Raw genomic sequence first — 24,126 nt, 5'->3', positions numbered from 1 at the left:
GTCGCGCGTGCGCGTGCCGGACGTGGCAGCGGACCAGGAGGCGTCGATCATCCATTCCCGTCGAGGAGTCGTGGGGAGGCTGGCCGCCACCCCGCCGAAGTACCCCCGTACGAGTGGCGCCGGGCCCTCTCCGTTCGCACGCGGAAGGCCGGGCGGTCCCCCTGTCGTGGGAGACCGCCCGGCCGGGTGCGGTGCGATGCGGTGCGGCTACCGCACGTCGTAGGCGCGGGTGATGGTCTGTGTGACCGCGTTGTGGTGGGAGTCGGTGAGGCCGACCTTCAGCATGACCTGCTCACCGGTGGCGCCGGTGTGGTCGACGACGGCCGTCCACTTGCCGTCCTGCTGCTCGGTCGGCGCCTCGGTCCAGGTGGTGCCGCCGTCGTAGGAGTAGGACAGCGAGGCCGCGGTGATCGCGCCCGCGGTGTACCCGGCGTGGCCCTCGGCCGACAGGCCGAGCTTGATGCCGCTGCGCGCGGGCAGGGTGTTCATGCCGTCCACCGGCAGGTCGTAAGCCGGGTGGAGGATCGGCAGGCCGCGGGAGTAGACGTCCGGCTCCCGGTGGGAGCGGAAGCTCCAGGTGGTGACGGCGGCGGTGGAGCGCAGCCAGTTGGGGTCGCCGGTGTAGATCTTCCCCAGGGTCTGGGTGAGCTCGTACGCGGAGTCCTCGTCCGGCACCTTGAACACGCCGTACGGATCGACCAGTCTGCCGATCTCCTCACCGTTGCGCTTCAGCGACATCTTGCCGAGGTCGCCGAAGGACCCGCCGTAGGTCCAGTGGTCGCCGGAGCCGTCGACCCAGAGCGCGTTCTGGATGCCCATCAGGTCGCCCTGGCGCTCGGCGGCCAGCATCAGCTTGCCGTCGGCGTCGCGCGCGGCGCCCGGCCGCAGGGGACCGCCGTACCACTCCTCGGCGCTCCGCTGCCCGGCCTTGTAGGTGCGGTCCTGGTCACCCATGAACGCGGCGAACGGGAAGCTGGTCATCGCGCCGTGGTACCAGGCCTCGTCGCCGGTCGTGTAGTAGGCGGTGCGGGTGACGGGCACGTGGACCGTCTGGAACAGGCTCACGGGGATCCGGGTGTCGCCGCTCCCGGAGGGAAGGAGGAACAGCGCGTCGGTGTAGTCGGCCTCCTTGCCCATGGCGTGCCACGTCTCGGTGACCTGGGCCAGCCGGGAGTCGTCCGGCCGGTAGGTCCGGTCGGAGTGCAGCGGGCCCTCGGTCGGGAACGACAGGTTGTAGACGTAGGACGAGCCGTCCTGCGAGCCGGTCGCGCGCCAGGTGGGCCGGAACTCGAAGGTGCCCTTGCGAGCGCGCCCGTCGATGTCCGCGTAGAAGTTCTGCACGGCGCCGCCGGCCGTGAGCGTCCCGCTGAGCTGCCAGGTGTCGTCCCACCCGCGGGTGTAGTTCAGCGTGGTGCCCTTCAGCGTCGAGGGGCGGTCGGTGTGCAGGCTCAGCCGGTGGGCCTTGCGGGCGTCGAGGACGACGGTGGTGTCCTTGGTGATCCGCATCTGCGGGTGGGCGAGGTAGCTGACCGATGCGGGCGCGTTGCTCGCGTCGGACGTCGCCACGAAGCTGCTGATGGCGTAGTCGCCCGGGCGCACACGGTAGGTCTGCTCGGGCGCGCCCGCGTTGCTGCGGCGCTCGCCCTTGTCGGTGTCGAGGTCGGCCAGGTCCAGCGACGAGGCGCCGGCCGCGGGCTTGCCGTTGCGGTCGATGACCTTGACGCGGAGGGTGACCGTCTCCGGCTGGACGTAGAGCGTGACCGGCACGGAGAGGTGAGTACCGCCGCCGGACGCCAGGATCCGGCCCGTGACGGCACCGTACTGGGAGGCCTTGAGGCGGGCGACGGGGTCGATCCGCACCGGCACCTGGACCGTGGCGCCCGCGGGAACGGTCACCTTGTCCTGCGCCGGCTTGATGACGGCGGAACCGACGTCGCTGCCGTCGTTGCCGTGCACACCGCTGACCTTCAGCCGCAGCGTCAGGGCGCGGCCGCTGGTGTTGGTGTTGGTGAAGGGCACCTGCACGGTGGTGCGGTCCGAGGCGTCCTGCGGCCAGTTGTAGCTGCCGCCCTGGACAGCGGGCGCGGAGAGCACCTTCTGGTGCACGGCCGCGTACACGTCGAGGACGCCGGCGCCGGTCTGATCGGCGCCCGCGACCTTGCCGCCGGTACGGGCGGAGGAGACCAGGGCCGCCTTGACCTGCTGCGCCGTCCAGTCGGGGTGGGCCTGCCGGACGACTGCTGCCGCGCCCGCGACGTGCGGGGTGGCCATGGAGGTGCCCGACATCGTCCGGTACGCGTAGACACCACGCCCGCCCGCTGCGGCCGCCGAGATGTCGACGCCGGGGGCGGCGATCTCGGGCTTGAGGGTGTGGGTGACGGCCACCGGACCGCGGCTGGAGAACGGCGCGGTGGTGTCGTCACGGTCGACGGCGCCGACGGTCAGCACACCGGGTGCGCAGCCGGGCGAGGAGACCGTCTCGGTGCCCGGTCCGGTGTTGCCCGCGGCGATGACGAACAGGCTGTGCGTGTTCTTCGAGAGCTCCTCCGCGGCCTGCGACAGGGGATCGGCACAGTCACCGATGGTGGAGTTGCCCAGGCTCATGGAGACGACATCGGCCTTCTGGTCGACGGCCCACTGCATACCGGCGATGATCCAGGAGCTCAGACCGGAGCCGCCGTCGTTGAGGACCTTGCCGATGAGCAGGTCGGATCCGGGCGCGACGCCCTTCCTGCGGCCCTCGCTGGCCGCCCCGGAACCGCCGACGGTGGAGGCGGTGTGGGTGCCGTGGCCCTGCCGGTCTGCGGTGTCGGCGGAGTCCGTGAAGTTCTTCGCCGCCGCGACCCGGTTCACCAGGTCGGGGTGCTCGGCGTCCACGCCCGTGTCCAGGACGGCGACCTTGGTGCCCTTGCCGTCGTAGCCCTCGGCCCAGGCCTCCGGCGCGTGCACCTGCTTGGTGGAACGGTCCAGCGTGGCCTCGACCTTGCCGTCCAGCCACAGCTTCCTCAATGGAGCGGCCGCACGTGAGCGAGGGGCGCTGACGTCCTGCCAGAAGGCGGCGGCGCCGTCCTTGCCGGCCTTGAGCGCGACGCCGTTCACCGCCGGGAGGCTCAGGCCCCGCTCGGCCCCACGGGGGGCCGCCGGTGCGGTGGCGGCGACGTCGACCCGGTTCTCGTACGTGGCGATGAGGGGCAGCTCGTCGGAGTGGGCGTCGTCGTACCCCTGGCGGATGAGCCCGCTGACGTTGAACAGCTGCTCGTCGACCCGGCCCTCGGCGATCGCCTGCGAGGCGTCCTCCGGGAAGACGTAGAGGTCCTTGCCCAGCTGGTAGGTCTGCACGATCGGCTGCGACCCGTCCTTGCGCGGCAGGACGGCTGCCGAGCTGCGGCCCGACGGGTCCGTGGTCACCAGCACCCTGTCACCGGTGACGAGGGTGACCGTCACCTGCTTGCCGCCGGAAGCCGCGCTTCCACTGCCGACGACGGGCTTCTTCCCCGAGGCGCCGTCGGTGGGTGTACCCGCCGCCCCGGAAGGCGTGACCGTGGTCATGGCCAGGACGGCGGCGGTCGCCGCGCCCAAGGCTATTCGCCCTATTGGATGCATGATTCTCCCTGCTCGGATCCATGAACATGCCGTGCTGCGGCTGCATCCTGGCAGGGATAAGGGCCGCTCAGGGGTGGTGCGCATGGCGGGTTACCCACGTGGCGGAAGTCCGACATCCAGCCATAATTTGAGTGTCGGACGCTCAAATTCCGTACGCCGGACGGGAGTCGGCCGCATTCGAGGGCGCCGGCACGTCCTGATCCCTCACCTCGGTCCCGCCAGGACCCGGCGGCTCCCGGAAGGGCGGGCGGGGTGGCTCAGACCCAGCCGACGCGCGCCGCGTGCCAGCCCAGCTGGAGCCGCGACTCCACACCGGAGAGATCCATCAGACGGCGCACCCGTCGCTCCACCGTGCGGATGGACAGTCCCAGTTCGGAGGCTGCCCGCCGGTCGGAGATCCCTGCCAGCAGGAGGGCGAGGACCTCCAGCTCCTCCGCGGTCGGCTGCTGATCACCCGGCGGCTCCTCGCCCACCCCCGAGCCGGTGGTGAACATCGGCCGGCCCTGGGCCCATTCCCTCTCGAAGAGATGGACCAGGGCCGTCAGCAGGCCGCTGGGATGAACCACGATCGCACTCGGCTCGCCCCCGGACTCCGTCATGTCCAGCGGCACCATGGCACGCTCACGGTCCGATATGACCATCTTCAACGGGAGCGAGTCGGTCAGCCGGAGTTCGAGGCCGGACGCCACGGCCTCCCGCACGTCCCGCACCACCTCGTGGCCTGCGAGGTAGCTCTTGGCGGCCACGACCCGGAAGTCGACCCCCCGGCCGAGCGCCGAGCTCTCCGACGTGTCGGTGTCCTCGCGCGGCACGGCGGTGGGCTCGCCGACCAGGAAGACGAGCAGTTCCCGCTGGGCCCCGAGCTGGAGCTGGAGGAACCGGTGAGCAACCTGCTCCACGCCCACGACCACCTCCACGACGCCGCCGGCCGTGCGCGCGGCCGTAGTGCGGTACTGCTCGGTCAGCTTGGAGAACGCGGTCTCGGCCAGGTGCAGGGCGTTGCGCTGCTCGGCAAGGAGCGGGGCCAGTGCCACCGACGGGGGTGTGAGCCGGTAGCGGGTGGGCCGCGGCCCGTCGGCGCCGTCGGCCGGGTCCGGTGCGGCGCCCGCCGTCTCGCGGGCGACGGCGACCAGACCGCGGGCGGCGAGATCGAGCAGGATCCTGTCGCTCTCGGCCTCCCCGAGCCCGGCCTGCAGGGCGAGATCCCGGGCGGAGGCGGACGGGCGGACCAACAGCGCCGTGTAGACGGCCTCTTCGGACGGGCTCAGCCCCAGCGCCTGCAGCATCCGGCTCCTCCCCGGGCGACGCACCCGTGTCCGGCCCTGGCGCAGCTCGTGCGCACCGAGCGGATTCCTCTCGCTCGGAACCCTATCCCCCACTCCCGGACCCGGACGGCGCCCGTTCCACGGGATGAAGGAGGGCAGCTCGCCGGTGGCGCGTCCCGGGCCGGAAGGGGGCGGGAGCCACGGCAGGTACGACGTCACGGTCATCGGACGGCAGGCCGTCGCCGTCCGGCAGACTTCTCCGGGACGAACCGCGCGATGGTGCCCGGAGCCGGACTCGAACCGGCACGCCCCCGAGGGGCAGCGAGGTTTAAGCTCGCCGTGTCTGCATTCCACCATCCGGGCTTGGCGCGCGGCTCCGCGTTGGCACATGACCCTATCCGGGGGCTCCCCCCGAGCAGACGGACAGTGGCTCGATGTTGTCCTATTTTATTGATCTCTTGAGTGTCCGTCAGCACAGGCAGGCGGCATAGTCACACGCCTGGGCCGGATGACGGGTGCGGCGGCACCGTATCCGAATTGACGGAAAGTCGCCGCACCCGCACAGCCGATTCGCCAGGCGCGCGCCATGGATCGCCAGGGTCGCGCCACCCCTACCGGTTGACGGAGTCGTTCACGCAGCGCAGGACCGGGCGCGCGCCCAGGGCCTCCGGGTCCGCCAGGACCGCTCCTGTGATCATGAACACCGCGCTCTCCCCGGGCAGCAGCGTGACGAGCATCTCGTCCACCTCGGCCGCCGGGTCCAGCCGGTCGGGGAAGAGCGCGAGGTCCCGCAGAAGGGTGCGGGCCGTCACCTCGACGCGGTAGCCGGGCGTCTCGCCCCCGATCTCCGTCACCGTGACGTCGTACCGGGCCGGCGGCAGCGCGAGGCGGGTGTCCTCCTCGTAGAACTCCACCGCCCGGGTCCCGCCGATCCGCGCGACCAGGACCTCGCGGGTCCGGTCGGCCGGTTCGGCGACCGACGGCGGCAGCGGGACCCGGCCGACCGAGCGCGCGGCCGTGCTCACCACCACGTCCTCCTCGGCCAGCACCGCCCCGTCCAGCCCCTGCCGGGTCAGCCGCAGTGTGCCCGCCCAGGGCGTGGAGGCGTCGTTGACCAGGTGCACGGCCCCGTCGCGTACGGCGATCAGCCGGTCCGCGTACACGGCCCGCAGGGCGTACCAGAGCGGCTTGCGGCGGCCGTCGCCGTCGACGGCCGCCCAGGAGACGACCGGCCAGCAGTCGTTGAGCTGCCACACGATCGTGCCCATGCAGTACGGGGTGTGGGAGCGGAAGTGGCGGATGCCGAACGTCACGGCCCGGGCCTGGTTGAGCTGGGTGAGCCAGTGCCAGTCGTCGAAGTCCGTGCCCGGCTGCGGCAGGTGGTCGCCCAGGCCCCGGAGCAGCTTGGCGTCGCCGTCCTCGGCCTTCTGGTGGTGGGCCAGGAGCGGGGCGTCGGGGGCCAGGGGGCCGCTGACGGCGCGGCGCAGGGTGGCGTACGCGGGCGGGCCCTGGAAGCCGAACTCGGCGACGAAGCGCGGCACCCGGTCCGCGTAGGCGCGGTAGTCGGCCCGGTTCCACACGTCCCAGATGTGGATCGTGCCCCGGGCCGGGTCCTGTGGATGAGCCTCCGGGGTTCCGGAGTAGGGCGAACCGGGCCAGTAGGGGCGGGTCGGGTCGGTCTCGGCGACGATCGCGGGGAGCAGCTCGTGGTAGTAGCCGTACCCCCAGGTCCGGTCGCCCAGTTCCTTCTGCCAGTCCCAGTCGGCGTGGCCCTCCAGGTTCTCGTTGTTGCCGCACCACAGGACGAGGGACGGGTGCGGGGCGAGGCGGGTGACGTTCTCCCGGGCCTCGGCCGCAACCTCGTCCCACAGGGGCTGCTCCTCCGGGTAGGCGGCGCAGGCGAACGGGAAGTCCTGCCAGACCAACAGGCCTTTCTCGTCCGCCAGTTCGTAGAAGTCCTCGCTCTCGTAGAGGCCGCCGCCCCAGATCCGGACCAGGTTGACCCCGGCGGCGACCGCCTGGTCGAGCCGGTCGGAGATCCGTTGCCGGGTGAGGCGGGAGGGGAAGCAGTCCTCGGGGATCCAGTTGACGCCGCGCACGAAGACGGGTTCGCCGTTGACGACGATGCGGAACGCCTCGCGCTCCAGCGTGACGCCACGGAATCCGGTCCTGCCCTGCCAGGTCCGCCCGCCGAGGCGGACCGTGACGTCGTACAGGGGCTGCTCGCCGTGGCTGCGCGGCCACCAGGGCGCGGCGCCAGGGACGGACAGGGTGGCGGTGGCGCGGTCCTCACCGGCGAGGACGGTGAACGGGACGCGCTCGCCCGCCACCTCCACCACCGCTTCGAGGGCCTCCCGGCCGGACCGGTCGACGTCGAGCGTGACGGTCAGACGCGGCACTCCGGCGTCGTCCAGATCGGGAAGCAGCTTCACCGAGGCGATCCGCGGACCGCTCCACGTCTCCAGGGCGACCGGCCGCCAGATGCCGGACGTGACGAGCGTGGGCCCCCAGTCCCAGCCGAAGTTGCACGCCATCTTGCGGATGAAGGCGTACGGCTCCGCATAGGCGCCGGGCCGGTCACCGAGCCGCTCGCGCAGCTCCTCGGCGTAGGTGTACGGGGCGGTGAACCGCACGGCGAGGGTGTTGGTGCCCTCGACGAGCAGCTGGCGGACGGGGAAGCGGTAGCTACGGTGCTGGTTGGCGGTCCGGCCCACCTCGATGCCGTTGAGCAGGACGGTGGCGACGGTGTCGAGGCCGTCGAAGCACAGGTCGGCGTGGTCGTGCCCGTCCGGCGTCCGGTCGAACGTGGTGCGGTACGTCCAGTCGGTGCGGCCGATCCAGCCGAGCCGGTTCTCGTTGTCGTCCAGGTACGGGTCGTCGATCAGCCCCGCCGCGAGCAGGTCCGTGTGGACGCAGCCGGGCACGGTGGCGGGGACTCCCCCCGCGGGGAGCCCCACGGGTACGGGGCTGTCCGCGGTGAGCGTCCAGCCGTCGTGCAGGGGCAGGTGACGAAGGGTCACGCGGAGGTCCTTCCGCAGTCGGGGAGCTGGGCGCAGGCGACGAAGTGGTCCGGCTCGGTCTCGTACAGGTCGGTGTCCGGCGAACCCGCCTCGTGGAAGGCGCAGTTCTCCACGGGCTCCGCCGGGTCCCACGGGGTGTTGAGCCGGGGCACGGCGGCCAGGAGAGTGCGGGTGTAGGGGTGGAGCGGGTTGCCGAACACCTTCTGGGTGTCGCCGCGTTCGACGACTCTGCCACGGCGCAGCACCACGGTCCTCTCGGCCAGATACGTGCCGAGCGCCAGGTCATGGGTGATGTAGAGGACGCCGAGGCCGCGTTCCTTGAGTGCGGCCAGGAGGTTGAGGACGTCGATGCGGGTGGAGGCGTCGAGCATGCTGGTGATCTCGTCGGCGACCAGGAAGCTCAGGTCGAGCAGGAGGGCGCGGGCGATGAGGAGGCGTTGCAGCTGGCCGCCGCTGAGCTGGTGCGGGTAGCGCCCCAGCACCTGTCCGGGGTCCAGGCGCACGTCCCGTACGGCCTTCTCGACGCGGTCGGCCCACTCCTTGTCGGGCACGCCCGGGTGGTAGGCGCGGCGGACCAGGGAGAAGACGCGGTCGGCCCGGAAGACCGGGTTGTAGCAGGAGAAGGGGTCCTGGAAGACGCCCTGGACGCGGCGGTAGAAGTCCTTTCCGGGACGGACGGGCCGGCCGTCCAGGGTGAGGCTGCCGGAGCTGACACCGGTCAGCCCGAGGATCATCCGGCCGATGGTGGACTTCCCGCTGCCGCTCTCGCCGATGAGGGAGACGACCTCGCCGGGCGCGGCCGTGAAGGACACCCGGTCCACGGCGGTGACGGAGCCGCTGCCGAACGCTCCGGCGCGGTAGGTCTTGGTGACGTGGTCGAGGGTCAGCATCAGGCCTTCCAGCATGCGACGGAGTGACGGGGGGCGATCTCCACGACCGGGGGTTCCTCGGCGCACCGGTCGTCGGCGATGGGGCAGCGGTCGCGGAAGCGGCAGCCGGCCGGGGGGTTCAGGAGGGAGGGCGGGGCGCCCGCGATGCCCTTGAGGGGCTTGTCGGCGTACCGGGCGCCGACCTCGGGGAGCGAGCCGAGCAGGAGCTTGGTGTACGGGTGGCGGGGCGCTGTCGTCAGGACCTTCGTGGGCGCCTTCTCGGCGAGCTTGCCCGCGTACATCACCATGATCGAGTCGGCGATGTGCGAGGTGAGGCCGAGGTCGTGCGTCACGAAGATCATGCTGGTGACCAGGCCCTTGTCGCGCAGCCCGGTGAGCGCGCCGACGACGGCCCGCTGGGTGGAGACGTCGAGGGCGGAGGTGACCTCGTCCGCGATGAGGACGGACGGGTCGAGGAGGGTCGAGATCACCATGACGGTGCGCTGTTTCATGCCGCCGGAGAGCTCGATCGGATAGCGGTTCAGGATGTCGTGGTCCAGGCCCACCAGGTCGAGGCGGCGGTGCAGTTCGGCGGTGTCCACGCTGACGCCGCGCGAGGCGAGCAGCTCGCGGATCATGCGTCCGATGCGGCGGGTCGGGTTGAGGGCGCTCATGGAGTACTGCGGGACGAGCGATATCCGGTGGAAGCGGAAGGCGTTCATCGCCCGGTCGTCGGCTACGGGTACGTCGTCGCCGTCGAGGGTGACGGTTCCGCCCGCGTGCCGCATCCGGCCGTCGAGGCGGATCAGCGACTTGCCGAGCGTCGTCTTGCCGCAGCCGGACTCGCCCGCCAGGCCCAGGATCTCCCCGTCGGCCAGGTCGAAGGAGACGCCGTCCAGGGCCCGGACCTCGCCCCGCAGGGTGCGGTAGTGGACCCGGAGGTCGGTCACGGTCAGGGTCATGTGCTCAGGCCTCCCCGGGATCGGTCGCGGTATGGATCATGGGCTCCGGTCTCCCCGGGATCGGTCACGATGGAAGTCATGTCTCAGGCCTCCCGGAGCTTCGGGTTGAAGACCTCGTCGAGGCCGACGTTGGCGACGTAGAGCGCGCCGACGATCGCGGTGATCCCGGCGCCCGGCGGAACGAACCACCACCACATGCCCAGTTGGAGTGCGCTCCACTGCTGGGCGCTCTGCAGCATCAGCCCCAGCGAGACGCCCTCGGTGGGGCCGAGCCCGATGAAGTCGAGTGAGGAGGCGATCAGGATGGAGCCGCCGAAGAGCAGGATGAACATCATGAAGAGGTACGAGCTCATGTTGGGCGCGATCTCGCGGAAGACGATCCGCCAGGTGCCGCTGCCGCTGAGCCGGGCCAGGTCCACGAACTCCCGGGTGCGCAGCGAGAAGGTCTGCGCCCGGATCGCGCGCGCCGCCCAGGGCCAGGAGGTGAGCCCGATGAACAGGCCCTGCACGGCGACCGACCGGACCCCGAGGTAGGCGTTGATGATCAGCAGCACGGCGAGGGCGGGCAGCACCAGGACCACGTTGGTGATCATGTTGAGGATCTCGTCGACCGCTCCGCCCCGGTAGCCGGCCAGGAAGCCGACGAGCATGGCGATGACGGCGGCGATGGCCCCGCCGACGACGCCGACCAGGAACGTGGCGCGCAGCCCGTGCACGAACTGGGCGTACACGTCCTGGCCGAAGGTGGTGGTCCCCATCCAGTACGTGCCGTCGGGCGGCGCGGCCTGCGGGCCCACGTACTCGTTGGGGTCGGCGTTGTCGAGCAACGGCGGGCCGATGATGCCGACGAGCAGGAGCAGCACGACGACGGTGAACCCGATGACGAGCTTGGGGTTGCGCACGGCGTAGTGGAGCGTTTCGCGGGCCGGCTTGGCAGCGGCCGCCGCGGGGCCGGCCGCGGGTCCGGTGTCGGTGGCCGGTTCGGGCACGGTGCTCATGACTGGCCTCCTGCCATGCCGGTACGGGTCCGGGGGTCGACGACCACGTACACGATGTCGATGAGGAAGTTGGCGATCAGTACGCCGATGACGATGAACAGGAACGCGCCCTGGAGCAGGAAGAAGTCCTGGTTCTGGATGGCGGCCAGGATCAGCGAGCCGAGCCCGGGATAGGCGAACACGATCTCGGTGACGAGGGCCCCTGCCACCAGGACGCCCAGCTGGAGGGCGAGTCCGGTGATCTGGGGCAGGACGGCGTTGCGGAAGGCGTAGCGGCGGATGAGCCGCTGCGGTGCGCCGAGGGCCGACAGATACGAGGAGTAGTCGGACTCCAGCTCGTAGATGATCATGTTGCGCATGCCGATGGCCCAGCCGCCGAGCGCGACCAGGAAGAGCGAGAGGAACGGCAGCACCCAGTGCTGGAGCAGGTCCACGGCGAAGGCGGTGGACCAGTTCGGCTGGATGTCGAGGCTGTAGCCGCCCGAGAGCGGGAACCACCCCGCCTTGGAGCCGAGCGCCCAGGCGAGGATGACGGCGATCCACATGTAGGGCATCGCGGTCAGCAGGTACCCGGCGGGCAGCACGGTGTTGTCGAGCACCTTGCGGCGGGCGGCGAGCGCCCCGGCCCAGTTGCCGACGAACCAGCTCAGCAGGACGGACGGGATCATCAGCCCCAGCGTGTACGGGAGTGCGTCGAGCAGCACGTCGGCGACAGGCTTGGGGAACACCCAGATGGACAGCCCGAAGTCGCCCTGCAGCAGGGCGCCCCAGAAGTGCAGGTACTGCTGCCAGACGGGCTCGTCGAAGCCGAAGAGGTTGTTGTAGTAGGCGCGCATGGCCTCGACGGCCTCGGGCTGCGAGACCCTGGCCCTGGCCACCATGGCGGCCACGGGGTCGCCGGGCATGAAGCGCGGGATCATCCAGTTGACGGTGACGGCGACGACGAAGGTCAGTGCGTAGATCAGAAGTTTGCGGGCGAAGTAGCGGCGCAAGGGGACTCCCCGGAGAGAGCCCCGCCGTGCGGGCGGCGGTCAGGGCAGCATGCGCACGGCGGGGCGGTCATGGAATCGAGAGCGGCCGGCACGGGGGCCGGCCGCTCTCCCGGAACAGCCGGTGCAGGGCCGGCCGCTCCCTCAGAACAGCCGTGTCACTTGACGGGCTTGATCTGGGTGAGGGCTTCAAAGCCGCCCATCTCCAGCCAGTTGCGCCACAGCGCCGGTGCGTACTTGGGCGCACCCGCGGCATCCGACGGCCAGTTCGTCCAGCTTCCGGTGGTGGACTGGGCCCAGAGGCCGTTGTACCAGAGCGGAATGACCGGCATCTCCTTGAGCTGGATCTCCTGGATCTTCGAGATGACCTTCTTCATGCCCTCGGTGTCGTCCGTCTTCACCCCGCCGAGCTCCTGGACGAGCTTCCAGGCCTCCTCGTTCTCGTACCGGCCGAAGTTGACCGTGTTCTGCTGCTTCTGGACGGGCAGCTGGAACATGTACTCGTAGTACGTCCACGGGGTGCTGGAGAGCTGGCGTTCGTTGTTGACGACGAGGTCGAAGTTGCCCTTGCCGCGCGTCTCGTTGAGGGCGTTCGCGTCGGGGAACTCGGTGGTGATGCCGATGCCCGCGTCCTTGGCGGACGAGGCGATGACCTTGGCTGCCTCCATCCAGTCGGTCCAGCCCGTGGGCACGGCCAGCTTGAGACTGATCTTGGAGCCGTCCTTGTTCTCCACGAGGCCGTCGCCGTCGGTGTCCTTGTAGCCGGCGTCCGCGAGGATCTGCTTGGCCTTGTCGGTGTCGAAGGAGAAGCCCTCGCGGGAGACCAGGTCCTGGTCGACGAACTTGTCCCACTGCGGGAGCAGACCCGTCGGGTTGGCGGGCTTGACCAGCTCCCCGTACACGCCCTTGACGATCTTCTCCGTGTCGACCGAGGCGGCGAGTGCCCGGCGGAAGGCCGCGTCGTTCATCGGCTTCCTCGTGGTGTTGGGCACCAGCCAGGCCGTGTTGGCGGAGAGCATGTAGGGCGGCTTGTCGTAGTACGACACGACCTTCTTGCTCTTGATCAGCGAGGAGGCCCCGGGCAGGAAGTTGTTGCTGAGGTCCAGCTGGCCTTGGCCCAGCTGGCCGATGACGACCTCGTTGCTGGGGTTGGAGACGTCGACGATGTACCGGGGCGCGGGCTTCATGCCGAGCGCCTTGACGCCCCACCAGTCGTCGCGCCGCTGCCACACGACCCGGTCCTGGGAGTGGCTCTTGAGCGTGTACGCGCCGGTGCCGACCGGCTTGTCGTTGACGCCGTCGAGGATCTCCTTCTCGGGGCGCTTGCTCCAGATGTGCTCCGGGACGACCGGCTGTCCGTAGAGGGTGAAGTCCCACTCCTGGTATCGGGCCTCCTTGAAGGTGAAGCGGACCGTCGTGGCGTCCACCGCCTTCGCGTCCGAGAGCCAGCTCCACAGGGTGTGGAAGGACGAGGCCTCGATCTTGCCGAGCCCGTAGGAGTACGCGACGTCCTTGGCGGTCAGCGGTTTCCCGTCCGACCAGGTGATGCCCGGACGGAGCTTCACCTCGTACGTCTTGTCGCCGGTCCAGCCGCCCGACTCCGCCAGCCAGGGCGTCAGCTTGCCCGCGTCGGGGTCGAAGTGGAACAGCGTCTCGTAGACCAGCCCCTTGGTGCCGGTCGCGTGGTCCCAGTTGTGCAGCGGGTTGTAGTTGGCCGGCGGCCCCCATTGCGTACCGGTGGTGTAGAGCGTCTCGTTGCGCGGAAGCGCACCGCCGCTCCCGCCGCCGGAGCCGCCCGAGCCGCCCGCCGAGGAGCCGCCCCCCGTGCACGCGGTGGCGGCGAGTGCGATCACGGCGAGCGTGGCCGCGGTCCGTCCCCGGAATCCCGAGCCCATCGTCCCTCCTTCTCCCCGCCGTCCCTGCCGAGCGGAGTTACTGAACCGGGTAAGTGCCGTGAAGCTAAGGCCGCCGGGAGGGCATGTCAATAGTGCGGGAGCGCTCCCATCCCTTTATTTTCATGGGGAGTTGAGCGATCATCCTTCCTGGAGAGAAGCCACAAGCGAGAGGACCGGCGACCAGGACGCTCGCATCATACGAACCGGTTAAGCGAGGTCACATTGCCCAGACACCGCCCCACGATCGCCGACATAGCGCGCCGCGCCGGGGTCTCCAAGGTCGCGGTGTCCTACGCCCTGAACGACCGGCCGGGCGTCTCACCCACCACCCGCGCCACCATCAAGGCCATCGCACAGGAGATCGGCTGGCAGCCCAACAGCGCAGCCCGCGCCCTCACCCGCGCCCGCGCCGACGCGGTCGGCCTCGCCCTGTGCAGGCCCGCCCGGCTGCTCGGCATTGAGCCCTTCTTCATGGAGCTGATCAGCGGGATCGAGAGCGAACTCTCGCCGCGCGGCTGCGCCCTGCTGCTCCAGGTCGTCACCGATCCGGCGCAGGAACTGGAGGTCTGCCGCCGCTGGTGGGGCGAGGGCAGAGTGGACGGCGTGTTCCTCGCCGACCTGCGCAGCCCGGACCCGCGGATCGACGGCGTCGCCGCGATGGGGCTGCCGGCCGTGGTGATCGGCCGCCCCTCGGCGGCCGGCCCGCTCCCCTCCGTATGGTCGGACGAACACGCGGCGCTCCGGGACACCCTCGCGTATCTGACCGCACTGGGCCACCGGTCGGTCGCCCGCGTCGCGGGACTGCCCGGCCTCAACCACACGCAGTTGCGCGACCGGGCCCAGCGCGAGATCTGCGCCGAACTCGGCCTGGGCGCACCGGTCATCGTCCACACGGACTACTCGGGACAGGACGGCGCGCATGCGACCCGGCGGTTGATCAGTTCCCCGCAACGCCCCACCGCCGTCATCTACGACAACGACATCATGGCCGTGGCCGGCCTTTCGGTCGCCCAGGAGATGGGGCTCGACGTGCCGGCCGACCTCTCCCTCGTCGCCTGGGACGACTCCCAGCTCTCCCGGGTGGTCCGCCCGCCGCTGACCGCGCTGAGCCGCGACATCCCGGCGTACGGAGGCCATGCCGCGCGCACCCTCCTGTCCCTGGTCACCGACGGCACGGCGGCGGACTTCGAGGACGCGGCGGCCCGGCTGGTCCCGCGCGGGTCGACGGCCCCGCCGCGGTAGCGGGCGGAGCCGCCCTGCGGACAGGTCGCCGAGGCGGTCGGCGAAGGGACCGCAACGGCCTTGACCTGAAGCGCGATCGAGCTTCTAACGTCTCCTCCGGTCGACCGTCCGACGACAGGAGCTGGTACTCATGATTCTCGTGACAGGAGCCACCGGGAACATCGGAAGCGCGCTGCTCGCCGAGCTGCACGCGAGCGGTGCCGGTCCGCTGAGAGGACTCACCCGTGACGCCGCGAGGGCCGTGTTCCCCGAAGGCGTCGAGGCCGTCGAAGGCGACTTCGCGGACACGGCTTCGCTGGAGCGCGCTTTGGACGGGGTGCGCTCGCTGTTCCTCGTGTCGCGTCTGGGCCCGGACGCCGACATCATCGAGGCCGCCCGGCGGGCCAGGGTGGAACACGTGGTGCTCGTGTCGTCCATCACCGTCCAGACCCATCCGCACCTCGGCCCCGCGGGCGAGAACCTGGCGGTCGAGCAGCTCCTCAAGGACAGCGGCATGGCGTGGACGGTCCTGCGGCCGACGCAGTTCGCCTCGAACACCTTGATGTGGGCGGCGTCGATCCGTGCACACGAGACGGTCCGCGTGCCCTACGCGGACACCGGACTCCCCACGATCCACCCCTCGGACATCGCGTCGGTGGCACGGGTGGCACTGACGGAACCCGGCCACCACGGGCGGACGTACGCCCTGACCGGTCCGGAGCGCGTGACGGCCCGGCAGCAGGTCTCGGCCATCGCCGCGGTACTGGAGCGGGAGGTGCCCTTCGCCGGGACCGGCCGGCAGGAGGCCCACGCACGGATGGCCGCGGTCTTCGGGGACGAAGCCGCGGACGCGGTGCTCGACATCACGGGCGGGGACGTCAACGAAGGGATACTGATGGTGCGCGACACGGTTTCGCGGGTCACCGGCTCCCCCGCCAGGCCGTTCCGGCAGTGGGTCGCGGAGAACGCCGCCGCCTTCCGCTGAACCGTCCGGCCCCGGCACACGCAGGTGGACGCCGGCAGACCGGATGAACGGCTCTCCCACCCTGGGTGTCATACCGCAGGAGTACGCCGGGACCCTGTGGTGCGACTCAAGGCGGCCCCCGGAACGGGCACCGGGAGTGACGCCCGGCGGCGGATCGGCGGAGACGATGGAGATGTGCCCCTCCCCCGGGCTCCCGCCGCCCGGCGGGGCCGTCGGGCGGGCCCCCGTCCCGCGTACGAACCCGACCCTGGAGTCTCCCGTGACCACCATGTCCACCGCTCACCGCGCCACCGCGGTGGCCGCCCGCGCCACGGAACTCTCCAAGGTCTACGGAGAGGGCGAGACCAAGGTGACCGCCCTGGACCGGGTCACCGTCGACTTCCCGCAGGGCGAGTTCACGGCGATCATGGGCCCGTCGGGATCCGGCAAGTCCACTCTGATGCACTGCGTGGCCGGCCTCGACAGCTTCAGCAGCGGCTCGGTGCGCATCGGCGAGACGGAGCTGGGGACCCTCAAGGACAAGCAGCTCACCCAGCTGCGCCGGGACAAGATCGGCTTCATCTTCCAGGCGTTCAACCTGCTGCCGACGCTGACGGCGCTGGAGAACATCACGCTGCCGATGGACATCGCGGGTCGCAGGCCCGACCAGGACTGGCTGCGCAAGGTCATCGACATGGTCGGCCTCGCCGACCGGCTGAAGCACCGGCCCACCGAACTCTCCGGCGGCCAGCAGCAGCGCGTCGCGGTGGCCCGCGCCCTGGCCTCGCAGCCCGAGATCATCTTCGGTGACGAGCCCACCGGAAACCTGGACTCCCGCTCCGGCGCCGAGGTCCTCGGCTTCCTGCGCAACTCGGTGCGCGAGCTCGGCCAGACCGTGGTGATGGTGACCCACGACCCGGCCGCCGCCTCCTACGCGGACCGGGTGATCTTCCTCGCGGACGGGGCGATCGTCGACCAGATGACGCACCCCACCGCGGACGGGGTGCTGGACCGGATGAAGGCGTTCGACGCCAAGGGCCGCACCAGCTGAGCCCCGGCTCCTCCCGCGCCCCCCTTCCGGCCCCCCTCCCCCAGGACTGACAGACATGTTCCGTACCGCCCTGCGCAATGTGCTCTCGCACAAGGCCAGGCTGCTGATGACCGTCCTCGCCGTGATGCTCGGCGTGGCCTTCGTCTCCGGCACCCTGGTCTTCACCGACACCCTCGGCAACGCCTTCCGCAACCAGTCGGCGAAGAACTACGACGACGTCGCCGTCGCGGTCACCACCCACGCCGACCAGCGCGACCCGAAGTCCCGCGGCATCGACGCCGCCACCCTGAAGAAGATCGAGGCGCTGGACGGCGTCGGCACCGCCGCCGGGCGCGTCGACGGCTTCGCCGGGGTCGCCGACCCCGACGGCAAGCTGATCGGCAACGGCTGGTCCAACACCGGCGCCAACTTCGCCCCCGGCAAGGACGGCAAGGACTCCCAGTACACCTTCACCGACGGCACCGGGCCCACCGCGGCAGGGAGCGTCGCCCTGGACAAGGACACCGCGAAGAAGGGCGAGTACAAGGTCGGCGACAAGGTACGGGTCGCCACCAACGGGCCGGTGAAGGAGTACACCCTGTCCGGGGTCTTCACCACCGAGGACGGCGCGGTCAACGCCGGCGGCAGCCTGGTCCTCTTCGACACCCCCGTAGCCCAGCAGCTCTTCCTGCGCCCCGGCGAGTTCCGGAACGTCTCCGTCACCGCCGCGCCGGGCGCCTCCGACCAGCAGCTCCTGACCGCGGTGAAGCCGCTGCTGCCCGAGGACGCCGAGGCCAAGACCGGCAAGGCGCTCGCCGACGAACAGGCCGAGCAGATCGAGTCCGGCCTGAGCAGCCTCAACAAGCTGCTGCTCGCCTTCGCGGGCATCGCTCTCTTCGTCGGCATCTTCCTGATCGCCAACACCTTCACCATGCTGGTCGCCCAGCGCACCAAGGAGCTGGCGCTGCTGCGCGCCGTCGGCGCCTCGCGCCGCCAGGTCAAGCGCTCGGTGCTGCTCGAAGCGGCCGTGGTCGGCCTGATCGCCTCCGTCATCGGCTTCGCCCTGGGCCTCGGCCTCGCGACCGGGCTGCGCTCCGCGATGAGCCTGATCGGCGGGAAGATCCCCGCCGGACCCCTCGTGGTCGCGCCGCTCACCGTCGCCGCCGCCTTCGGCGTCGGCGTCCTGATCACCGTGCTCGCCGCCTGGCTGCCCGCCCGCCGGGCCGCGAAGATCCCGCCGGTCGCGGCGATGAACAGCCTGTACGCGGCGGCCACGGTGAAGTCCCTGGTGCTGCGCAACTCGCTCGGTGCGGTCATCACCCTGCTCGGCGGGGCGGCGGTCGTGGCCGGAGCGGCGCAGTCCGGAACGAACGCCCAGGTCTCCATCGCGGCCGGCGCCTTCCTGGCGCTGATCGGCGTCATCATCCTGATCCCGCTGCTGTCCCGCCCGGCGATCGCCCTGGTGCGCCCGCTGCTGCGACGGCTGTTCGGGGTCTCCGGCAAGCTGGCCGCGCAGAACGCGGTCCGCAACCCCCGGCGTACCGGCGCCACCGCCTCCGCCCTGGCCATCGGGCTCACCCTCGTCACCGGCATCTCGGTGCTCGGCGTCACCCTCGGCCAGGCGGTCGACAAGATGACGACGGACAACATCAAGGCCGACTACATGGTCTCGATGGCGAGTGGCGACGCGCTCGACGAGTCGGCGCTCACCGCGCTGGAGAAGGCCGACGGCGTCACCGCCGTCTCGCCCCAGCAGTCCGTCTGGCTGGACATCGGCGACACCTCGCTCTCGGCGTCCGGTGTCACCCCCGGCGACGTGCAGCAGGTCCTCGCCGTCGAAACCCGTTCGGGCTCGCTGGACTCCCTCGGCAAGGGCGAGATCGCCGTGTCGGACAAGACCGCGAAGTCGCAGGGCTGGACGACCGGGGACAACGTTCCCGTCACGTACGGCGACGACAAGAAGGGCAGCCTGAAGATCGGCGCGCTCTACAAGGACAACGAGTTCCTGTCGCCCGTCCTGATCCCCCGCGATGTCGTGGCCCCGCACGAGGGCCGAGCGGACATCCGCGAGATCTGGGTGAAGACGGACGGCGGCGCGAGCACGGCAAACGAGCAGGCGCTGGTGGACGCGCTGGGTGACAACCCCGGCATGAGCATCATGGACCGCGACGACATCCGCGACATGTTCGGCGGCTCCATCAACCTCGCGATGAACATCATGTACGGCCTGCTGGCGATGGCCCTGATCATCGCGGTGCTCGGGGTCGTCAACACCCTGGCCATGTCGGTCTTCGAACGGCAGCAGGAGATCGGCATGCTGCGGGCGATCGGCCTGGACCGACGCAAGGTCAAGCGGATGATCCGGCTGGAGGCCGTCGTCATCTCGCTGTTCGGCGCGGTGGTCGGCATCGCGCTCGGCCTGTTCCTCGGCTGGGCGATCGGCCGGACGGTGGCGGCCGAGATCCCGCAGTACGTCCTGGTCGTGCCGTGGGGCCGGATCGCGGTCTTCCTGCTGCTGGCCGGACTGGTCGGAGTACTGGCCGCGATGTGGCCGGCCCGCAGCGCCGCGAAGCTGAACATGCTGACGGCGATCAAGACGGAGTAGTACGCGAGCGCGGCAGAACTGACGGAGGGCCGGTCCCCGCATCCAGCGGGTACCGGCCCTCCGTCACGTCCGTGTCCCGGCTCAGCCGGTCGCGGACGCCTTCCAGTCGCGGGCACGCAGCGGCATGCGGGCGCTCCCGCCCTCGGCCGGGCGGACCGCGAGAATCTGGTTCACGCCGATCTTGTTGTGCTCGAAGGAGAGCGCGGATGCGGCCATGTAGAGGCGCCAGACCCTGGCCCGGCCGGGTGTGGTCATCCGCACCGCCCTGTCCCAGTCCCGCTCCAGGTTGGCGACCCAGCGGCGCAGGGTCAGGGCGTAGTGCTCGCGGAGCGACTCGACGTCGCGCGTCTCGAAACCGGCCTCTTCGAGCGTCGCGACGGTCCGGCCCACCGGGGCCAGTTCGCCGTCCGGGAAGACATAGGCGTCGATGAACTCGTCCACGTGGTACGCGGACTCGTCCTTCTCCGGGCGGCGGGCGATCTGGTGGTTGAGGAGACGCCCGCCGGGCTTGAGGAGTGCGTAGAGGTCGTCGGCGTACTCGCGGTAGCGGACCGAGCCGACGTGTTCGGCCATGCCGATCGAGGAGATGGCGTCGTAGGGGCCGTCCCTGACGTCCCGGTAGTCCTGGACCCGGATCTCGATGCGGTCCGTCAGCCCCTCCTCGGCGATGCGCTTCCTGGCGAAGGCGGCCTGTTCGACAGAGAGGGTCACCCCGGTGACGCGGGCGCCGTACTCACGGGCGGCGTGGATGGCCATGGAGCCCCAGCCGCAGCCGACGTCCAGGAGGCGGTCGCCCTCCTTCAGCGCGAGCTTGCGGCAGACCAGGTCGAGCTTGTCGCGCTGGGCGTCCTCGAGGTTCCCGCCGTCCTCCCAGTAGGCGCAGGAGTAGACCATGGACGGGCCGAGGACCAGTTCGTAGAAGTCATTGCCCACGTCGTAGTGGTGGCTGATGGCCTCCTTGTCGCGGCGCTTGGTGTGCAGCGTGCCGGAGCGGCGGCGTACCTCCTCGGGCGGAGGCGGGGGCGGGGGCCAGGGGCCGGCCAGTTGCAGCAGTCCCTTGGCTGCGGCACGCAGCTTCGGGTCGCGGACCGGGTGGATGCTGTCCTTCGTGTCCCCGCCGCGCTCCCAGAGCAGCCCGGCCATCAGGTCCAGGGCTGCGTACAGGTCGCCTTCGATGTCGAGCTCGCCGGCCACCCAGGCGCGGGCCAGGCCCAGTTCGCCCGGTTTCCACAGCAGGCGGCGCAGGGCACGGCGGTTCCTGATGACGAGGGCAGGGGCACCGGGGGGTCCGGACTCACTGCCGTCCCAGGCCCGGATGCGGACCGGTAGGGGTTCTCCCAGCAACTCCTGGGCGAGAGCGGTCAGCCGCAACGCGGCGTCTGCCATGGCGCACACCTCCGTGATGGTGTTTCCCGACGTGCCCAGACATGCCCACACATGTCTCGGACCACGCCCCGGCACCCTTGGCGCCACAGCGCGGTACACCCCCTCAACAGTTTCCGGCGGCCCGGCCATCCCGCTACTGCGCAATGGAACGGCAAAATACCTGTACCGCACATGCATCCGCCGGGGCACTGGCCCCCGCGCTCCTGCGACGGCCGCCGCGCCGGCCTGCGCCGATACGCCGAAGGGGCCGCCCGCACCACGGATGGCGGACGGCCCCTTCGGGCGTCGTGCGACTGTCTGTCGCGGATACGGAGATCCGCGGACCGGTCCGGAGGGCCGGGGCCCTCCCGTCCGGGTGCGGGAACTAGGAGGCCTTGGCCTTCTCGCCCACGGGCTTGGCGGCGGCGGGGGCCGGCGCCGGCTTGGCGGCCTCGTAGAACTCCTCGCGCGGAGTCTCCATGGCGCCGAGCGAGACGACCTCGCGCTTGAGGAACATCGCCAGGGTCCAGTCGGCGAAGATCCGGATCTTGCGGTTCCAGGTCGGCATCGCCATGCCGTGGTAGCCACGGTGCATGTACCAGGCGAGACGGCCCTTGAGCTTGATCTTCACCTTGCCCATGACGATCATCGCGACGCCCTTGTGCAGGCCCAGACCGGCGACCGCACCCTTGTTGGCGTGGCTGTAGTCGCCCTGCGGGAAGCCGCGCATCCCGGAGATGACGTTGTCACCGAGGACCTTGGCCTGACGCAGCGCGTGCTGGGCGTTCGGCGGGCACCAGGCGTTCGGGTTGCCGGCCTTGCGGCCGATCAGGTCCGGAACCTGGGCGTTGTCGCCCGCGGCCCAGATGTAGTCGGTGCCCTGCACCTGGAGCTTCTCGGAGGTGTCCACGTGGCCGCGCGGGCCGAGCGGCAGACCGAAGCGGGCCAGCGCCGGGTTCGGCTTCACACCGGCGGTCCACACGATGGTGTTGGAGTCGACCTCCAGGCCGTTCTTCAGCACCACGTGACCGTCGACGCAGGAGTCCATGGAGGTCGAGAGGAAGACCTCGACACCGCGGGACTCCAGGTGCTCCCGGCCCCAGGTGCCCAGCTTCGGGCCGACCTCGGGAAGGATCTTGTCGGCGGCGTCGACGAGGATGAAGCGCATGTCCTCGCGCTTCACGTTCGTGTAGTACTTCGCCGCGTCGCGGGCCATGTCCTCGACCTCGCCGATGGTCTCCGCACCGGCGAAACCGCCGCCCACGAAGACGAACGTCAGCGCCCTGCGGCGGACGTCCTCGTCGGTCGTCGAGTCAGCCTTGTCCAGCTGCTCGAGGACGTGGTTGCGCAGGCCGATGGCCTCCTCGATGCCCTTCATACCGATGCCCTGTTCGGCCAGGCCGGGGATCGGGAAGGTACGGGAGACGGCGCCCATCGCGATGACCAGGTAGTCGAAGGGCAGCTCGTAGGCCTCGCCGACGAGCGGCGCAACCGTGGCGACCTTGCGGTCCTGGTCGATGGTCGTGACGCGGCCGGTGAGGACCTCGGCCTTGGGCAGCACGCGTCGCAGCGGGACGACGACATGCCGAGGCGAGATGCTGCCGGCAGCAGCTTCGGGGAGGAAGGGCTGGTAGGTCATGTACGACCGGGGGTCGACGACCGTGACGGTCGCCTCGCCGTAGCGCATCTTCTTCAGGATGCGCCGAGCTGCGTACAGGCCTACGTACCCACCGCCTACTACGAGGATCCTGGGACGCTCCGTGGTGCTCATGCCATCGAGTATCCACCCCCCTCGGGGGGCACGCTCGTGAGCCCCTTCACAAGGTATGCCCCACCCTCTGCTACACTTCGCCGCCCACGTGACCCAGGTCATGGCCCAGCCGGGGAACCACAACACCCTGGCGAACGTTGTTCACCGCTTGTGAGCTGGCCCTTGAGCCGCCGAGCAGGGTGAACCACCCCCCCTGATTCACACTCCCGCAACGCGCCCGGAACCGTCCCGTACGAGGCGCGAGCGACCCCGTACACCCTCCCGTGGACCCGTTCGGAGCAGAAGTCCGCCCCAAGGGGCCGAATTCCTTGTGAAGAAGTTCACGAACTTCGTCGCGCCGCGTCTCCGAAGGCGCCCGCAGAGGGGCCCCAACGGCTCAAAAGTGCAGGCCGGAGTGCTGATGAGCGGCCTTCGCGACCGGCCGCGGGGCCGGTCTCAGCGAGCCGCGTAGAAGGCGATGCCGTCGAGAATGTCGTGTTCGCTCACGACGACCTCGCGCGCCCCGGTCCGCTCCATCACCGCCAGCAGGATCAGCGCCCCCGAGGTGATCACATCGACCCGCCCCGGGTGCATCGCACCGATCGCCGCACGCTCGGCGTGGGTCGAGACGAGGAGCCTCCCGGTGATCTCCCGGACCTGCTCCAGAGAGATACGGGAGTGGTGGATCGCCTCGGGGTCGTACGCGTCGAGCCCCAGCGCGATGGCCGCCATCGTGGTGACCGTTCCGGCGAGGCCGACGAGCGTCGCCGCCGAGGTGAGCGGGACCGTCTCCTCGGCAAGGTCCAGGGCGGCCTCGACATCCGCCCGGATGGCGTCGACCGCGGCCGGCGCGGGCGGGTCGCCGACGACGCCGTCCCGCACGAGGTGGCGCTCGGTCATCCGGACGCAGCCGATGTCCACGGACCGGGCGGCCCGGACCCGGTCGTCGCCCACGACGAACTCGGTGGAGCCGCCGCCGATGTCCACGACGAGGTACGGCTTCGCCAGGTCGTCACGCCCGACGAGCTCCTTGGTCGCCCCGTCGAACGAGAACTCGGCCTCCTGGCCACCCGTGATCACCTCGGGCTCGACGCCCAGGATGTCCAGCACCCCGCGGACGAAGTCGTCCCTGTTCTCCGCGTCCCGGGAGGCGGAGGTCGCGACGAAACGGACCTTCTCCGCTCCGAGCTCCTTGATCACCGCCGCGTACTGCCGGCAGGCGGCGAAGGTCCGCTCCAGCGCCTCGGGAGCGAGTCGGCCGGTCCGGTCGACACCCTGCCCCAGCCGGACGATCTCCATCCGCCGGTCGAGCTCGACGAGCTCCCCGGTGGCGGGGTCGGCGTCCGCGACCAGCAGACGGATCGAGTTGGTACCGCAGTCGATGGCGGCCACACGTGTCATGTCTTCAAGCCTCTCCGGCGCATGTCTTCAAGCCCATCCGGCGCACGTGCCTTCAAGCCCCTCCAGTGATCGAGGAGCGGGGGTCCGGGGGCGCTGCCGAAACGAGGGGAGGGTCGGCGGTAACCGACGCTGCCGGAGGTGGAGGAGGAACTGCTGTCGTAGTAGCTCCTCCCGAAGGATTTGCTGCCA

The 24,126-nt window shown here is 70.6% G+C and carries 15 protein-coding genes and 1 tRNA gene; 4 read left to right on the top strand and 12 right to left on the bottom strand.

All coding sequences use genetic code 11. The features are described 5' to 3' along the window. Nucleotides 1–207: 207 nt before the first annotated feature. The 9 genes from ABT025_RS27580 to ABT025_RS27540 all read right to left on the bottom strand — a co-directional run bounded on the left by ABT025_RS27580 (nt 208) and on the right by ABT025_RS27540 (nt 13,601). A complete protein-coding gene (locus ABT025_RS27580; RefSeq protein ID WP_350999945.1) occupies nt 208–3,603 on the bottom strand; it encodes a S8 family peptidase in 3,396 nt (1,131 codons plus the stop codon). Nucleotides 3,604–3,860: 257 nt separating this feature from the next. After that, nucleotides 3,861–4,889: a helix-turn-helix domain-containing protein gene (locus ABT025_RS27575; RefSeq protein WP_350999942.1), complete on the bottom strand. Its 1,029-nt coding sequence runs from the start codon at nt 4,887–4,889 to the stop codon at nt 3,861–3,863. A 256-nt stretch (nt 4,890–5,145) separates the two neighbouring features. Next, nucleotides 5,146–5,231, bottom strand: a tRNA-Leu gene (locus ABT025_RS27570). A gap of 248 nt (nt 5,232–5,479) precedes the next feature. Beyond that, a complete protein-coding gene (locus ABT025_RS27565; RefSeq protein ID WP_350999939.1) occupies nt 5,480–7,888 on the bottom strand; it encodes a glycoside hydrolase family 2 protein in 2,409 nt (802 codons plus the stop codon). Next, nucleotides 7,885–8,793: an ATP-binding cassette domain-containing protein gene (locus ABT025_RS27560; RefSeq protein WP_350999936.1), complete on the bottom strand. Its 909-nt coding sequence runs from the start codon at nt 8,791–8,793 to the stop codon at nt 7,885–7,887. Before ABT025_RS27560 ends, ABT025_RS27565 begins: the two co-directional genes overlap by 4 nt. Beyond that, nucleotides 8,778–9,719 (bottom strand): ABC transporter ATP-binding protein, encoded by a 942-nt coding sequence (locus ABT025_RS27555; protein WP_350999934.1) that lies wholly within the window; start codon nt 9,717–9,719, stop codon nt 8,778–8,780. Before ABT025_RS27555 ends, ABT025_RS27560 begins: the two co-directional genes overlap by 16 nt. An 83-nt stretch (nt 9,720–9,802) precedes the next feature. After that, nucleotides 9,803–10,717 (bottom strand): ABC transporter permease, encoded by a 915-nt coding sequence (locus ABT025_RS27550; RefSeq protein WP_350999931.1) that lies wholly within the window; start codon nt 10,715–10,717, stop codon nt 9,803–9,805. Continuing rightward, nucleotides 10,714–11,709, bottom strand: a complete 996-nt coding sequence (locus tag ABT025_RS27545; RefSeq protein ID WP_350999929.1) for an ABC transporter permease — start codon at nt 11,707–11,709, stop codon at nt 10,714–10,716. The genes ABT025_RS27550 and ABT025_RS27545 overlap by 4 nt, the downstream gene beginning before the upstream one ends. A 155-nt stretch (nt 11,710–11,864) precedes the next feature. Continuing rightward, a complete protein-coding gene (locus tag ABT025_RS27540; RefSeq protein ID WP_350999926.1) occupies nt 11,865–13,601 on the bottom strand; it encodes an ABC transporter substrate-binding protein in 1,737 nt (578 codons plus the stop codon). A 222-nt stretch (nt 13,602–13,823) separates the two neighbouring features. Between ABT025_RS27540 and ABT025_RS27535 the strand changes: the two genes are divergently transcribed. From ABT025_RS27535 to ABT025_RS27520, 4 genes are all read left to right on the top strand, one after another. Further along, on the top strand, nt 13,824–14,843 hold the full coding sequence (locus tag ABT025_RS27535) for a LacI family DNA-binding transcriptional regulator (protein ID WP_350999923.1): 1,020 nt from the start codon (nt 13,824–13,826) through the stop codon (nt 14,841–14,843). A gap of 130 nt (nt 14,844–14,973) precedes the next feature. After that, nucleotides 14,974–15,807, top strand: a complete 834-nt coding sequence (locus tag ABT025_RS27530) for an SDR family oxidoreductase (RefSeq protein WP_350999919.1) — start codon at nt 14,974–14,976, stop codon at nt 15,805–15,807. Between the two features lie 259 nt (nt 15,808–16,066). After that, entirely contained in the window at nt 16,067–16,837 is a 771-nt protein-coding gene (locus ABT025_RS27525; RefSeq protein ID WP_350999916.1) for an ABC transporter ATP-binding protein, read from the top strand. A gap of 55 nt (nt 16,838–16,892) precedes the next feature. Then, nucleotides 16,893–19,421 (top strand): ABC transporter permease, encoded by a 2,529-nt coding sequence (locus tag ABT025_RS27520; RefSeq protein ID WP_350999913.1) that lies wholly within the window; start codon nt 16,893–16,895, stop codon nt 19,419–19,421. 81 nt (nt 19,422–19,502) lie between these two features. Here ABT025_RS27520 and ABT025_RS27515 read toward each other — a convergent pair whose 3' ends face one another. The 3 genes from ABT025_RS27515 to ABT025_RS27505 form a co-directional block, all read right to left on the bottom strand. Beyond that, on the bottom strand, nt 19,503–20,807 hold the full coding sequence (locus tag ABT025_RS27515; RefSeq protein ID WP_350999910.1) for a class I SAM-dependent methyltransferase: 1,305 nt from the start codon (nt 20,805–20,807) through the stop codon (nt 19,503–19,505). A 364-nt stretch (nt 20,808–21,171) separates the two neighbouring features. Further along, nucleotides 21,172–22,557, bottom strand: coding sequence for an NAD(P)/FAD-dependent oxidoreductase (locus ABT025_RS27510; protein ID WP_350999908.1), 1,386 nt, complete (start codon nt 22,555–22,557; stop codon nt 21,172–21,174). 435 nt (nt 22,558–22,992) lie between these two features. Next, nucleotides 22,993–23,937: a Ppx/GppA phosphatase family protein gene (locus ABT025_RS27505; protein WP_350999905.1), complete on the bottom strand. Its 945-nt coding sequence runs from the start codon at nt 23,935–23,937 to the stop codon at nt 22,993–22,995. Nucleotides 23,938–24,126: the final 189 nt, after the last annotated feature.

The organism is Streptomyces sp. NPDC002809 (assembly GCF_040295435.1).
Classification (GTDB): domain Bacteria; phylum Actinomycetota; class Actinomycetes; order Streptomycetales; family Streptomycetaceae; genus Streptomyces.
The sequence above is the reverse complement of the archived record's forward strand: the minus strand, read 5'-3'. Positions and strand labels throughout refer to the sequence as shown.

Bases quoted from the DNA above. Each gene is read 5' to 3' on its own strand.
- ABT025_RS27580 (WP_350999945.1), bottom strand. From the start codon at position 3,603: ATGCATCCAATAGGGCGAATAGCCTTGGGCGCGGCGACCGCCGCCGTC.
- ABT025_RS27575 (WP_350999942.1), bottom strand. From the start codon at position 4,889: ATGCTGCAGGCGCTGGGGCTGAGCCCGTCCGAAGAGGCCGTCTACACG.
- ABT025_RS27560 (WP_350999936.1), bottom strand. From the start codon at position 8,793: ATGCTGGAAGGCCTGATGCTGACCCTCGACCACGTCACCAAGACCTAC.
- ABT025_RS27555 (WP_350999934.1), bottom strand. From the start codon at position 9,719: ATGACCCTGACCGTGACCGACCTCCGGGTCCACTACCGCACCCTGCGG.
- ABT025_RS27550 (WP_350999931.1), bottom strand. From the start codon at position 10,717: ATGAGCACCGTGCCCGAACCGGCCACCGACACCGGACCCGCGGCCGGC.
- ABT025_RS27540 (WP_350999926.1), bottom strand. From the start codon at position 13,601: ATGGGCTCGGGATTCCGGGGACGGACCGCGGCCACGCTCGCCGTGATC.
- ABT025_RS27530 (WP_350999919.1), top strand. From the start codon at position 14,974: ATGATTCTCGTGACAGGAGCCACCGGGAACATCGGAAGCGCGCTGCTC.
- ABT025_RS27520 (WP_350999913.1), top strand. From the start codon at position 16,893: ATGTTCCGTACCGCCCTGCGCAATGTGCTCTCGCACAAGGCCAGGCTG.
- ABT025_RS27515 (WP_350999910.1), bottom strand. From the start codon at position 20,807: ATGGCAGACGCCGCGTTGCGGCTGACCGCTCTCGCCCAGGAGTTGCTG.
- ABT025_RS27510 (WP_350999908.1), bottom strand. From the start codon at position 22,557: ATGAGCACCACGGAGCGTCCCAGGATCCTCGTAGTAGGCGGTGGGTAC.
- ABT025_RS27505 (WP_350999905.1), bottom strand. From the start codon at position 23,937: ATGACACGTGTGGCCGCCATCGACTGCGGTACCAACTCGATCCGTCTG.